We start from the raw sequence: 12620 nt of genomic DNA on the forward strand, positions 1-12620 counted from the left end.
CAGAATTCAGGCTTTTTTCAACCAGTAGCGGTAAACACCCGCGTCATCTTCTTCACGAAGCAGCGTATGACCGGCCAATCGGGCAAAGGTGCGGAAGTCGCGCTGCGAGCCCGCATCGGTGGCGATTACCTTCAGCACTGCCCCGCTGGCCAGTCGATTGAGCTCCATCTTGGCCTTGAGCAACGGCAAGGGGCAGTTCAGGCCGCTGGCGTCGAGCTCGGCGTCATGGGCTACAGCGTCGGTCATTGCATCACTCCGGAGTCAGGTGGTCGAGCGGCTAGAATATCTGGTCCGAAGCGTAGTGTCCGGCTACAGTAAGGTCTTTGTCGACTAAGGCTTTGTGCATGACTTTTTTGCGCCCTACCCTGCTGACGCTCGCTTGCCTGCTTGCCTCACCGGGCTTCGCCGACGACTTGCCGTCACTCGGCGACGCCAGTTCTGCCATCGTCTCGCCGCAACAGGAATATCAGTTGGGCCGTGCCTGGCTGGCGCTGTTGCGCAGCCAGGTTTCGCAGCTCAACGATCCACAGCTCAAGGACTACGTCGAATCCAGCGTCTACCGACTGGTAGAGACCAGCCAGGTCAATGACCGGCGCCTGGAGTTCATCCTGATCAACAGCCCGCAACTCAACGCCTTCGCCGCACCGGGCGGCATTGTCGGGGTTAACGGCGGCTTATTCCTCAATGCCCAGACCGAAGGCGAATACGCCTCCGTACTCGCTCACGAATTGGCCCACTTGTCGCAGCGCCACTTCGCCCGTGGCGTCGAAGCCCAACAGCGCATGCAGGTGCCGATGATGGCCGCGCTGCTGGCCGGGATCGTGATTGCCGCAGCCGGCGCCGGCGATGCCGGGATCGCGGCCATTGCGGGCACGCAGGCGGCAGCCATTCAGGAGCAACGGCGTTTCTCTCGCCAGAACGAACAGGAAGCTGACCGCATTGGCATCCTCAATCTGGAAAAGGCCGGTTACGACCCGCGCTCGATGCCGACCATGTTCGAGCGATTGGCGCGCCAGTACCGCTTTGACGCCAAGCCACCGGAATTTCTGCTGACTCACCCGGTGACCGAGTCGCGGATCGCTGACACGCGCAACCGCGCCGAACAGGCAAAACCCGGCGGCATCGAAGACACGACGCGTTATCAGCTGATTCGTGCACGGGTCCAGTTGATCTATGAAGAAACCCCAGGCCTGGGCGCCAAACGCTTTCGCGCCCAGCTTGATGAAAACCCGAAAAATGATGTCGCTCGCTATGGCCTGGCCATCGCCCAGATCAAGGGCGGCCAGCTGAATGAAGCACGGGAAAACCTCAAGCTGCTTCTGGCCAAGTCGCCGAACGAGATCATCTACAACCTGGCGCAGGTCGATCTGGACATCACCAACAATCGTCTGCCAGACGCCCAGTCCCGGGTTGACCGAATGCTGACGCAGTATCCCGGCAACTATCCGCTGAATTCGGTGCGTGTTGACCTGCTGCTCAAGCAGAACCGTGCGCCCGAGGCGGAAAAAGCACTGGAGAACCTACTCAAGAGCCGTCCTGACGATCCGGACGTCTGGTACATGGTGGCCGAGACTCGCGGTCTGTCAGGCAACATCATCGGCCTGCATCAGGCCCGCGCCGAGTATTTTGCATTGGTCGGCGACTATCGTCAGGCCATTCAGCAACTGGACTTCGCCAAGCGCAAGGCAGGAACCAATTTCCCGCTGTCATCGCGGATCGACGCACGGCAACGGGAGCTGATGGAACAGGAGCGCATGATCAAGGACATGATGGGCTGATCTGCTTCTCAAAAAAAGACAGGCACAAAAAAACCGCCTCTTTCGAGGCGGTTTTTTATTCAACCGACAACCTGATTATTCAGCCAGTTTGAAGGTGATGAAGCTGGCGCGTCCTTGACGCAGAACCCGCATCGACACCGAGCGGTTCTTCGGCAGCGCCTTGGCGATATCCGTGAATTCCTTGGTGGAACCGATTGCCTGATTATTCAGGTGAGTGATCACATCGCCTGGCTGCAAGCCAATCAGAGAAGCGGGACCGTCCTGGACTTCCTTGATCACGACGCCGCCTTTGAGGTCGTAGGTTTTCTTCTGTTCATCCGTCAGCTCGACCACGGAAACACCCAGCCGATTGCTGCTGCGCTCGGTGGTAGATTTTGGCAGATCATCCAGCTCTTTGCCTTCTTCCGGGATAGCGCCGACAGTCAACTCGACATTCTTGCGCTTACCTTCACGAATCACTTCCAGATCAGCTTTCGAGCCGGCCTTTAGCGCGCCCACCAGGTGTGGCAGATCGGCGGACATGACGATCGGTTGGCCGTTCATGCTCAGGATCACGTCCCCTACTTGCAGGCCACCCTTGGCAGCCGGGCCGTCATCCTGGATCTGAGCCACCAGCGCGCCGGCTGGCTTCTCCAGACCGAACGACTCGGCAAGGTCCTTGTTCACTTCCTGAATCACCACACCCAACCAGCCACGGCTGACTTTGCCGCCGCTTTTGAGCTGATTGGAAACGTCCATGGCAACGTCGATCGGGATCGCGAACGACACGCCCATGAAGCCGCCGGAACGGGTGTAGATCTGCGAGTTGATGCCGACCACTTCACCGGCCAGGTTGAACAGCGGACCGCCAGAATTACCCGGATTGATCGGCACGTCGGTCTGGATGAACGGCACATAGTTTTCGTTCGGCAGGCTGCGACCAATGGCGCTGACGATACCTTGGGTCACGGTATGGTCGAAACCGAATGGCGAGCCAATCGCCACGACCCACTGACCGGCCTTCAGGTCCTGGGATTTGCCGAGCTTGAGGACCGGCAGATCCTTGCCTTCGATTTTCAGCAGAGCCACGTCGGAACGCGGATCGGTGCCAACCAGTTTGGCTTTCAATTCGCTGCGGTCAGCGAGACGGACGAGGATTTCGTCTGCATCGGCAATCACATGGTTGTTGGTCAGGATGTAGCCATCAGACGAGATGATGAAACCTGACCCCAGGGACTGGGCTTCGCGTTGACGATCACCGCGCGGTGTACGCGGTTGTGGCGGCATACCGCGCTCGAAGAACTCGCGCAACATGGGCGGCAAGCCTTCAAGGTCGGGCATCTGCTCGCTCACTTTGCGATCCGGCAGTTTCTGCGTGGTACTGATGTTTACCACCGCGGGCGAGGCCTGCTCGACCAACTGTGTGAAGTCAGGCAACTCAGCCGCTTGAACAGCGACCGCCTGACCAAGCACCAGCACGGTGGCAAAAATAGAAAGATAAGATTTCAAGCGTGGTATCGACATACGGCTCCCGTTACGACGAGCATGGTTAAGCGATATGGAGCAAGGAACACCGGGAACGATACGCCGGTATTTTTGTTCCGGGAACAACAAACAAGGCCAGAGCCGAGAGGCTCTGACCTATAGAAAAAATCGGGGGTATTTGCAAGTTGAAATGCTCACCAAACATTTCGATTTCAGCTCACTACTTGGTTGCAGTGGCGTCGCTGCGCATGGATAGCGCAATGCGTTCAGCGGTGCCAATCGGAATCTCACCGACCACGGTCACCATCATCTCGCCTTGCGGGGTAGTCAAGCGTCGGGAAACTGCAACGGTCGGCCCCAACTGGGTGCGAGTGTCAGTAATTGTTGCGCCATTCAACGGCTCAAGGAAAACCGAGAAACGGGCCAGACCATCGTCATACATCAGACTGTTGACTTGGGTTTTGGTCTCTGGATCCTTGCGGGAGGTACTGCTGATCAGCTCGAAACCAGGTGGTAACCAGTCCGAACGCCATACTTGCGCTGCCTTGATCGCAGAAGCCTTGTCACTGTCGAGGGCAACGGTTTTGCAATCGGCGCCAGGGTGCAAGTCGCTGTCGGACGGAACATCGGCGGTATCCAGTTGCGTGAACTGGAATCGCTCCAGCAACTGCCCTCGTTCATTTAGAAGCAATGATTTGAGAGGCAGGCCGGTTTCTTTATCCAGATGCAATTCAAAACCGTAGCGGTGTTGATCGCGAGGTGTCAGCGAAACGATTACTGCCGCACGCCCGGCCACACGCGACTTGCCAATGACGGCAAGGTCGTACCAATTCTTTAGCTTTTGTGGATCGAGTGCACGAGCAGCGGAGCTGGGGGAATCTCCAAGCCCTGCTATCAGAATGCCGCTGACGCATTGAGTACGCCCATCAATGCGCACGACTTCCTGTGCCGAGCCGTCGAGCTGGAGTAAACGCTCGCGGACCTTGCCATCCTGGACGCGGTGCCAGATGTTGTGGGTAGAAAAACTACCGTTACGCTCGTAGACGAATGTACCGTGAAAGCTTTGCTGTTGCTCGGCTTGGCCCAGACGGGTCAACCAGTCCTGGGCTTCATCAGCATGGGCTGGAACAACAAACCAGCCACCGAGCAGAAGCGTAAGTAGAGGGATGGCGCGCATGATCCTCCTTAACGGTTTTCCAGACTTGCTGCACGAGCGTAAGGCAGAGCGCTCTCAGTACCTTTCAGTGCAGCCTGTTGAGCATGTTGGCGCAAGTAGCCTGGCAGACGCTGATCGTGCCAGCCTGGCTGGCCTTGCAAAACGCCGTTGGCCATAGGGCCAGTGGCTTCCGAACTCTCATTGTAGCCTGCTAATACAGCTGGACCCTTGACCTGAGGAACGGCCAGACCTGGTTGACTGGATTGTTGAGCCAGTTCGACCCCAGCGATCTCGTCCTGGTTATACAGACGAACACCTGCCAGTACGGCGAGGGTTACCGAAGCAGCGACCGCCAGACGACCCAGGCTGCGCCATGGACCACGGGAGGCTTTTGCAGGTACAGCTTCGTCAGCCAGCGCAGCAGAGACTGCCGCAGCGATATCCAGACGTGGAAGCAGCAGATCCTTGTGCATAACTGCCCGAGCGATTTGATAACGAGCCCAGGTATCACGGGTTTCAACATCGTCAAAGGCATTCAATACCCGACGCAATTCCAATTCGTCCGCTTCGTTATCCATCACTGCGGACAGCGATTCCTGCAGGGCTTCACGACTCATGGCGTTCCTCTCTTGGCTGTCGCCGCTGTCTCAGTTTTCCTGCAACAACGGCTGCAGGGCTTTATCGATGGCTTCCCGAGCGCGGAAAATCCGGGAGCGCACGGTACCCACCGGACATTGCATGACGGCCGCAATGTCCTCGTAACTCAGACCATCGAATTCACGTAAAGTTAAGGCCGTACGCAAATCTTCTGGCAGTTGCTGAATGGTTCGATGGACAGTGCCTTCGATCTCATCCCGCAGCAATGCACGCTCTGGCGACTCGAGATCCTTGAGGCCATGATCGCCATCGTAGAACTCTGCATCCTCGGAACTGACATCGCTATCCGGCGGCCGACGGCCGCGTGAAACCAGATAATTTTTCGCCGTGTTGATGGCGATGCGGTAAAGCCACGTATAAAACGCGCTGTCCCCGCGAAAATTTCCAAGTGCACGGTACGCCTTGATAAAGGCTTCCTGCGCCACATCCTGGGCTTCATGGGTGTCGTGCACGAAACGCACGATCAACCCGAGAATTTTGTGCTGGTATTTCAGCACTAGCAGATCGAAAGCTCGCTTGTCGCCGCGCTGAACGCGTTCGACCAGCTGCTGATCCTCTTCCTGGGTTAGCATGAACACTCCTCGATAAGCTCGGAGGAGGCTTGCATAACTAAACGACCAGACTTGCAAACATAGACTCGGGCTTTTCGCAAAAGTTCTCCCCCTCCAAGCAAGTTTCCTGCGGGCTCTGATTTGGCACGCACGAAAAGCGCAGCGCGGGTCAACCCGGCTGCGCGAATAATCTTGTCATCGGATTCGCCGGCAAGGATCAATTCACAGATCCCGCGTTGAAGCCGACACTGTCCCTTGAATCAGGCAACGGTCTATTGATCTTGGGCCTTTGGCAAAAGTTCCAAATATTTATAGCTGCGCAAGAGCGACATTGTGCAACCGTGAATAGAAAAAGACTGTTAAATCGTTGATACAGTCGCCTTGTCGCCGAACCGGCCGAAAAACCATCCGACGAAGCGTCAGGTATTTTCCGTCACAGTAGTTTCACAATGCCATGTGTGCTCGCTATTGTGCCGCTCCCCCCCTCTATATACTAGTGGGCTGTGTGGCTGTCTTGACTCGCCGATCCAGGCGTCTTGCGCCAACCCCGACCCGGGTCGCTTTGAGCGGAATCCTGAAATGAGCCAACAGTTTCAACACGATGTTCTGGTAATTGGCAGCGGTGCTGCCGGCTTGAGCCTTGCCCTGACCTTGCCCGGTCATTTGCGCATCGCCGTGCTGAGCAAAGGCGACCTCGCCAATGGCTCGACTTTCTGGGCCCAAGGTGGCGTCGCTGCCGTCCTGGATGATACCGACACCGTTGAATCACATGTCGATGACACCCTCAATGCTGGCGGCGGCCTGTGCCACGAAGACGCCGTGCGCTTTACCGTCGAGCACAGTAAAGAGGCGATTCAATGGCTGATCGACCAAGGTGTGCCCTTCACCCGCGATGAACAGTCCGGCACCGAAGATGGCGGATTCGAGTTCCACCTGACCCGCGAAGGCGGTCACAGCCATCGGCGCATCATCCATGCTGCCGATGCCACGGGCGCAGCGATTTTCAGAACCTTGCTCGACAAGGCCAGGCAACGACCGAACATCGAACTGCTGGAGCAGCGGGTCGCGGTCGACCTGATCACCGAAAAGCGCCTGGGCCTTGAAGGTGATCGCTGCCTCGGCGCTTACGTCCTCAATCGCGGGACCGGTGAAGTCGACACCTACGGCGCTCGCTTTGTGATCCTCGCATCGGGCGGCGCAGCAAAGGTCTATCTCTATACCAGCAACCCCGACGGCGCCTGCGGTGATGGCATTGCCATGGCCTGGCGTTCGGGCTGCCGGGTGGCGAATCTGGAGTTCAACCAGTTCCACCCCACTTGCCTGTATCACCCGCAAGCCAAGAGTTTCCTGATCACCGAAGCCCTGCGCGGCGAAGGCGCACACCTGAAGCTGCCCAACGGCGAACGCTTCATGCAACGCTTCGACCCTCGCGCCGAACTGGCCCCGCGCGACATCGTCGCCCGGGCCATCGACCATGAAATGAAGCGCCTGGGCGTCGATTGTGTCTATCTGGACATCAGCCACAAGCCGGAAGCGTTCATCAAGACTCACTTCCCGACGGTGTACGAACGCTGCCTCGAATTCTCCATCGACATCACCAAGCAACCGATTCCAGTGGTTCCGGCGGCGCACTACACGTGCGGCGGCGTGATGGTCGATCAGCAGGGTCGCACCGACGTGCCGGGTCTATATGCCATTGGTGAAACCAGTTTCACCGGGCTGCATGGCGCCAACCGCATGGCCAGCAACTCGTTACTCGAGTGTTTCGTTTACGCGCGTTCCGCGGCGGCGGACATTCTTGATCAACTGCCGCAGGTTTCGGTTCCGATCGCCCTGCCCGTCTGGGATGCGAGCCAGGTCACCGACTCCGATGAGGACGTGATTATTGCGCACAACTGGGACGAACTGCGGCGATTCATGTGGGACTACGTCGGCATTGTGCGCACCAACAAGCGCTTGCAACGGGCACAGCACCGTGTGCGGTTGTTGCTGGACGAAATCGATGAGTTCTACAGCAACTACAAGGTCAGTCGGGACTTGATCGAACTGCGTAACCTGGCCCAAGTGGCCGAGCTGATGATCCAGTCAGCCATGGAACGCAAGGAAAGTCGCGGCCTGCATTACACCCTCGACTATCCGAACATGCTGCCGGTTGCCCTGGACACTATTCTGGTGCCGCCCACCTACGTCGACTGAACGTGAGCCGAACCCGCAGGCGTCGGTGCAGATCCGCCGCCTGCGAGTCACGAGGCACACAAACTGCCCTGACTCGTCGTTCGCCCCGCAGTCGAAAACGCAGCACAACGAGCAACGGTAGCGCCAGACTGTCCGGTCGTAACTGCACCGATTGCCAACCCTCCTCCTGATTCCACAATTGCCAGCCATCGGCATTGCGACGCAAGCCGCGAAATGCCCTTGGGTGTGTCAGCAGAATCTGTCGCGGTAACGCCCAAGCGCCGTGAGCCAGACAGCAAACAACGCCGAGCAGACAGGCCCAGACCGGAATAGATAGAAGGAAGAGCGAACCCAGCGCGAACAACTGGGCCAGAAGATACGCCGCCAGCAATTGCCGTGAGGCATGCCAGCGGCATTCGAACGCATTACTTGGGCTGGACACGATCCAGAATCATGCGAACCATGCGCTGAAGCTCCGGATCTTCCGATTCGGCGCGCTCCATGAACCAGCCGAACATGTCCTGATCTTCGCATTCGAGCAGCTTGCGGTAGCAATCGCGGTCGACATCATTGAGGTGCGGATAGACCTCTTTCACGAACGGTACCAGCAACACGTCAAGCTCAAGCATGCCGCGGCGGCTGTGCCAGTAGAGGCGATTCAGTTCAACATCTTCGACCATGGAGCGCTCCTCAAATAGGCGGCAAGTATACAGCCCCAGGCGGAGTCGAACACTCGGCTTTGGTCGGCCACCAACGATCCTTTGTGAACTACCCATTTCAAGAGCGCCCCCTTATGATGTCCCCCAGACTCTTTACCCTGCGATGACCCATGGCCGATTCTGCTTTTTTCTGCACCCTGTCTCACGAAGGCGTTCTCGCAGTACGCGGCGCGGATGCCGGCAAATTCCTGCAAGGCCAATTGACCTGCAACCTCAATTACCTGAGTGACACCCAGGCCAGCCTCGGCGCCCGCTGCACGCAGAAGGGCCGGATGCAGTCGAGTTTCCGCATCCTGCTGGAAGGCGACGGCGTTCTGATGGCCATGGCCACCGAACTGCTGGAACCACAACTGGCGGATCTGAAAAAGTACGCAGTGTTTTCCAAGTCCAAACTGACCGATGAAAGCGCTGCCTGGGTCCGCTTCGGCATCGACCATGGCGATGCGGCTCTGATCAGCCTCGGTCTTGATCTTCCGGCCGACACCGACAGCGTCGTGCGCAATGACGGCATGATCGCCATTCGCGTCTCGCCGGAGCGCGCCGAACTCTGGGTCGCCGCCGACCAGGCCGACCTTATCAAGGGCAAGCTGTCCGCCGTATTGGCCGAAGGCGACCTGAATCAATGGCTGTTGGGCCAGATCCGCGCTGGGATCGGTCAGGTCATGCCAAGCACTCGCGAGTTGTTCATCCCGCAGATGCTCAATCTGCAAGCCGTGGGTGGCGTGAGCTTCAAGAAAGGTTGCTACACCGGCCAGGAAATCGTCGCGCGCATGCAATACCTGGGCAAACTCAAGCGCCGCTTGTATCGCCTGAAACTGGATGCCAACGAGCTGCCTGAACCTGGCACACAATTGTTTTCCCCTACCCACGGCAGCTCTATCGGCGAAGTGGTGCTGGCCGCCAACACCGGGCAAAACATTGAACTTCTGGCCGTGCTGCAAGCCGAAGCAGCTGAAGGGGGTGATATCCATCTGGGCGCGCTCGAAGGGCCAGCCCTGCACCTGCTCGACCTGCCTTACGAACTGGATCGCGATCGCGAAATCCAGCGTTAACAGCAGCATTTGTCGCAATACCTAGAGAAACGAAATGAGCGAGCTGGCGGAAAAGGTCCAACAGGATTTGGTTGAGGCCATCGATAACGATGACCTGGTTCTGCCAACGTTACCGGAAGTGGCCCTGCAGATTCGCAAGGCCGCTGAAGACCCGGAAATCAGTGTCAGCGCCCTGAGCAAAGTGATCGGCCGCGATACCGCGCTGTCGGCGCGTCTGATCAAAGTGGTCAATAGCCCGCTGTTGCGCGCGACCCAGGAAGTCACTGACCTGCACACGGCAATCACTCGATTGGGCATCAATTACAGCAGCAACCTGGCCATCGGTCTGGTCATGGAACAGATTTTCCATGCCCGCTCCGAAGTGGTGGAACACAAAATGCGCGATGTCTGGCGCAAAAGCCTGGAAATCGCCGGGATCAGCTATGCATTGTGCCGCAGGTACACGCAGCTCAAGCCCGATCAAGCCGCCCTTGGCGGACTGGTGCATCAGATCGGTGTGTTGCCGATCCTGACCTACGCAGAAGATCACTATGAACTGCTGGCGGATCCGGTCAGCCTCAACCATGTGATCGATCACATTCATCCACTGCTCGGCGACAAACTGCTCAGAGTCTGGGAATTTCCGGAAATGCTGGTACAGCTGCCGGGACTTTATCTGGACTTCAAGCGACAGTCCGAGCGGGTCGATTATGTCGATCTGGTGCAAGTGGCCAACCTGTATTGCCACAAGGACACCGACCACCCCCTCGCCCGCATCGACGCATTCAGCGTGCCGGCGTTCAAAAAGCTGGGAATTGATCCGGAGAACGAGTCGATGTGCCGCGATCTGGAAGAGTCGCGGTCGATGTTTTACTGATTGGGACCGCAGCGCCCCAATCGCGAGCAAGCTCGCCCCCACACTGGATCTATGTAGCAGCGAAGATTCCCTGTGGGAGCGAGCTTGCTCGCGATGGGGCCATAACAAACACCATCACTCTCCCGCAATAAAACTCACCCGCACCTTCAACCCCGCCTGTTCGCCATCGTGCAGGCTGATTTGAGCCAGGTGGGCGCGGCAGATCTCACCGACAATCGCCAGCCCCAACCCCGAACCAGCCACCTGCTGGTTGCGCCGGTAAAAGCGCTCGAACACCCGATCGCGCTCTTCAAGAGGAATGCCTGGGCCGTCGTCCTCGACCTCCAGCACGGCCGGTGCCGTGACCCGAAGAATCACGTTGCCACCCGACGGCGTGTGCGCCAGCGCGTTATCCACCAGATTGCTCAACAGTTCGTTCAATAGCGTTGGCTCGCCGCGCAACCATACGGGCTCGTCCGCTTCCAGCGCCAGCGCCACACCGCGTGCGTGGGCCAGCGGTGCCATGGCCATGCCGAGTTCGCGCGCCAGCTGACTGAGGTCAAGCAACTGCGCGCCGCCCTCGGCGATGGCCCGGGCGCCATTTTCGACCCGTGCCAGCGAGAGCAATTGATTGGCAAGGTGGGTCAAACGGTCCGTGCCTTGGGCGGCGGTTTCCAATGTACTGCGCCAGGTTTCAGGTTCGGTCGAACGCAAACCCAGTTCCAGTCGTGCCTTGAGCGCCGCCAGGGGAGTACGCAGCTCATGGGCGGCATCGGCGATGAACTGCGCCTGACGCTCGAACTGCCCGCGCAGGCGCTCGGTAAAGTGATTGAGCGCGCGCACCAGTGGCCATAATTCGTGCTGCACTTCCACCAACGGTAATGGCCGCAGATCGTCCGACTGACGTTCTTCCACCGCGGTGCGCAAGCGTTCCAGCGGACGCAACGCGGCGCTGACCGCAAACCACACTAACAACAACGCCCCCACCGCCAGCATGCCCAGACGCAGCAACGTGTCCGCCGCCAGGCTGCGGGCCATGCTGACCCGCGCCTCATCGGTTTCCGCCACGCGGATTTCCGCCATGCCGTTCATGTTCGGCTCGCTCACGGGTTTGAGCAGGCTCACCACACGCACGTTCTGCCCCTGGTACTTGGCGTTATAGAAACGCGCCAGTGCCGGATAGTCATCAGTTCGCGGCGTTCCCGGCGGCGGTGGCGGAAGGTTTTCGTAGCCAGAGATCAGCTTCTGATTGATGTCGTTGACCAGATAAAAAATCCGCCCCGCGCTGTCGTAGGCGAAGGTGTCGAGGGCCACGTACGGCACGTCGGCACTCAGCGAGCCGTCACGCTGGGAGACGCCCGCAGCGATGGTCCGCGCCGAGGCCAGCAAGGTCCGGTCATAGGCGGTATCGGCCGCTTCGCGACCGTTCCAGTAAGCGCTCAAACCACTGGCCAACATCAACACCACCAGCAACAACGCCAGATTCCACAGCAACCGCCAGCGCAGGCTGCTGGGCTTATGCATCGCGGCTTTCCAGCAAGTAGCCGAGACCGCGGAACGTCACGATAACCACCGGTTGGCCATCGAGCTTTTTGCGCAGGCGATGAACATAGATCTCGATGGCGTCGGGGCTGGCCTCTTCGTCCAGACCGAAGACTTGCGAGGCCAGTTGTTCCTTGCTCATCACCCGGCCAGGACGGGCGATCAGCGCTTCAAGAACAGCCTGTTCGCGGGAGGTCAGGGCCAGCAATTCTTCGCCGAGGGTGAAGCGCCGAGTGTCCAGGTCATAGGACAGCACGCCACAGCGCTGCTGGCGCTCACCACCGAGCACACTGCGGCGCAGCAAGGCTTTGACCCGGGCTTCGAGTTCGGTCAGTTCGAAGGGTTTGGCCAGGTAATCGTCAGCGCCAAGGTTCAGGCCGTGGACCCGATCCTTGACGTCGCTGCGGGCGGTCAACATCAACACCGGCAGGTTCTTGCCCCGCGCCCGCAGGCGCGCCAGCACTTCGAAGCCATCCATGCGCGGCAGACCGACGTCAAGGATCGCCATGGCGTATTCCTCGCTGCTCAACGCCAGGTCGGCTGCCACACCGTCGTGCAGCACATCCACGGTCAGCCCGGTGCTCTTGAGCGCCTGGGCGACACTTTCGGCGAGCTGCAGATGGTCTTCGACGAGCAGAACACGCATGGATCTTTACCTCATTCAGGGATGGTCGATGCCATTCTTTGGCGC

At 58.8% G+C, this 12620-nt stretch carries 13 protein-coding genes; 4 read left to right on the forward strand and 9 right to left on the reverse strand.

The features are described from left to right. Nucleotides 1-6: 6 nt before the first annotated feature. Complete coding sequence (locus tag EAH74_RS07510; protein ID WP_123366784.1) at nt 7-246, reverse strand: sulfurtransferase TusA family protein; 240 nt, start codon at nt 244-246, stop codon at nt 7-9. 98 nt (nt 247-344) lie between these two features. Here EAH74_RS07510 and EAH74_RS07515 point away from each other — a divergent pair, with 98 nt between their 5' ends. Next, the gene (locus tag EAH74_RS07515; RefSeq protein ID WP_140677392.1) at nt 345-1778 is read left to right on the forward strand and encodes a M48 family metalloprotease; all 1434 of its coding nucleotides are present in this window, start codon (nt 345-347) and stop codon (nt 1776-1778) included. A gap of 75 nt (nt 1779-1853) precedes the next feature. Here EAH74_RS07515 and EAH74_RS07520 read toward each other — a convergent pair whose 3' ends face one another. From EAH74_RS07520 to rpoE, 4 genes are all read right to left on the reverse strand, one after another. Further along, on the reverse strand, nt 1854-3281 hold the full coding sequence (locus EAH74_RS07520) for a DegQ family serine endoprotease (protein ID WP_140677394.1): 1428 nt from the start codon (nt 3279-3281) through the stop codon (nt 1854-1856). A 181-nt stretch (nt 3282-3462) separates the two neighbouring features. Then, nucleotides 3463-4419, reverse strand: coding sequence for a MucB/RseB C-terminal domain-containing protein (locus EAH74_RS07530; RefSeq protein ID WP_140677395.1), 957 nt, complete (start codon nt 4417-4419; stop codon nt 3463-3465). An 8-nt stretch (nt 4420-4427) separates the two neighbouring features. Next, nucleotides 4428-5015: a sigma-E factor negative regulatory protein gene (locus tag EAH74_RS07535; protein ID WP_033054066.1), complete on the reverse strand. Its 588-nt coding sequence runs from the start codon at nt 5013-5015 to the stop codon at nt 4428-4430. A gap of 30 nt (nt 5016-5045) precedes the next feature. Next, complete coding sequence (gene rpoE, locus EAH74_RS07540; RefSeq protein ID WP_007944079.1) at nt 5046-5627, reverse strand: RNA polymerase sigma factor RpoE; 582 nt, start codon at nt 5625-5627, stop codon at nt 5046-5048. Between the two features lie 558 nt (nt 5628-6185). Between rpoE and nadB the strand changes: the two genes are divergently transcribed. Further along, nucleotides 6186-7802, forward strand: coding sequence for an L-aspartate oxidase (gene nadB, locus EAH74_RS07545; protein ID WP_140677396.1), 1617 nt, complete (start codon nt 6186-6188; stop codon nt 7800-7802). Here nadB and EAH74_RS07550 read toward each other — a convergent pair. Further along, entirely contained in the window at nt 7771-8223 is a 453-nt protein-coding gene (locus EAH74_RS07550; RefSeq protein ID WP_140677397.1) for a protein YgfX, read from the reverse strand. The genes nadB and EAH74_RS07550 overlap by 32 nt on opposite strands. Continuing rightward, the gene (locus EAH74_RS07555) at nt 8207-8461 is read right to left on the reverse strand and encodes a succinate dehydrogenase assembly factor 2 (protein ID WP_007944081.1); all 255 of its coding nucleotides are present in this window, start codon (nt 8459-8461) and stop codon (nt 8207-8209) included. The genes EAH74_RS07550 and EAH74_RS07555 overlap by 17 nt, the downstream gene beginning before the upstream one ends. A 149-nt stretch (nt 8462-8610) precedes the next feature. Between EAH74_RS07555 and EAH74_RS07560 the strand changes: the two genes are divergently transcribed. Continuing rightward, a complete protein-coding gene (locus EAH74_RS07560) occupies nt 8611-9552 on the forward strand; it encodes a YgfZ/GcvT domain-containing protein (protein WP_140677398.1) in 942 nt (313 codons plus the stop codon). A 34-nt stretch (nt 9553-9586) separates the two neighbouring features. Continuing rightward, complete coding sequence (locus EAH74_RS07565; protein WP_140677400.1) at nt 9587-10408, forward strand: HDOD domain-containing protein; 822 nt, start codon at nt 9587-9589, stop codon at nt 10406-10408. Between the two features lie 114 nt (nt 10409-10522). Here EAH74_RS07565 and EAH74_RS07570 read toward each other — a convergent pair whose 3' ends face one another. Together EAH74_RS07570 and EAH74_RS07575 are read right to left on the reverse strand one after the other, a co-directional pair. Beyond that, nucleotides 10523-11911: a sensor histidine kinase gene (locus tag EAH74_RS07570; protein ID WP_140677401.1), complete on the reverse strand. Its 1389-nt coding sequence runs from the start codon at nt 11909-11911 to the stop codon at nt 10523-10525. Next, a complete protein-coding gene (locus tag EAH74_RS07575) occupies nt 11904-12575 on the reverse strand; it encodes a response regulator (protein WP_140677403.1) in 672 nt (223 codons plus the stop codon). Before EAH74_RS07575 ends, EAH74_RS07570 begins: the two co-directional genes overlap by 8 nt. Nucleotides 12576-12620 lie beyond the last annotated feature (45 nt).

The sequence above is a fragment of the Pseudomonas mandelii genome (assembly GCF_006438925.1).
In the GTDB taxonomy this organism is placed as follows: Bacteria; Pseudomonadota; Gammaproteobacteria; order Pseudomonadales; family Pseudomonadaceae; genus Aquipseudomonas; species Aquipseudomonas mandelii_C.

What these genes read in the sequence shown, in the direction of transcription:
- EAH74_RS07510 (WP_123366784.1), bottom strand. Translation starts at nt 246, where the DNA reads ATGACCGACGCTGTAGCCCATGACGCCGAGCTCGACGCCAGCGGCCTG.
- EAH74_RS07515 (WP_140677392.1), top strand. Translation starts at nt 345, where the DNA reads ATGACTTTTTTGCGCCCTACCCTGCTGACGCTCGCTTGCCTGCTTGCC.
- EAH74_RS07520 (WP_140677394.1), bottom strand. Translation starts at nt 3,281, where the DNA reads ATGTCGATACCACGCTTGAAATCTTATCTTTCTATTTTTGCCACCGTG.
- EAH74_RS07530 (WP_140677395.1), bottom strand. Translation starts at nt 4,419, where the DNA reads ATGCGCGCCATCCCTCTACTTACGCTTCTGCTCGGTGGCTGGTTTGTT.
- EAH74_RS07535 (WP_033054066.1), bottom strand. Translation starts at nt 5,015, where the DNA reads ATGAGTCGTGAAGCCCTGCAGGAATCGCTGTCCGCAGTGATGGATAAC.
- rpoE (WP_007944079.1), bottom strand. Translation starts at nt 5,627, where the DNA reads ATGCTAACCCAGGAAGAGGATCAGCAGCTGGTCGAACGCGTTCAGCGC.
- nadB (WP_140677396.1), top strand. Translation starts at nt 6,186, where the DNA reads ATGAGCCAACAGTTTCAACACGATGTTCTGGTAATTGGCAGCGGTGCT.
- EAH74_RS07555 (WP_007944081.1), bottom strand. Translation starts at nt 8,461, where the DNA reads ATGGTCGAAGATGTTGAACTGAATCGCCTCTACTGGCACAGCCGCCGC.
- EAH74_RS07560 (WP_140677398.1), top strand. Translation starts at nt 8,611, where the DNA reads ATGGCCGATTCTGCTTTTTTCTGCACCCTGTCTCACGAAGGCGTTCTC.
- EAH74_RS07565 (WP_140677400.1), top strand. Translation starts at nt 9,587, where the DNA reads ATGAGCGAGCTGGCGGAAAAGGTCCAACAGGATTTGGTTGAGGCCATC.
- EAH74_RS07570 (WP_140677401.1), bottom strand. Translation starts at nt 11,911, where the DNA reads ATGCATAAGCCCAGCAGCCTGCGCTGGCGGTTGCTGTGGAATCTGGCG.
- EAH74_RS07575 (WP_140677403.1), bottom strand. Translation starts at nt 12,575, where the DNA reads ATGCGTGTTCTGCTCGTCGAAGACCATCTGCAGCTCGCCGAAAGTGTC.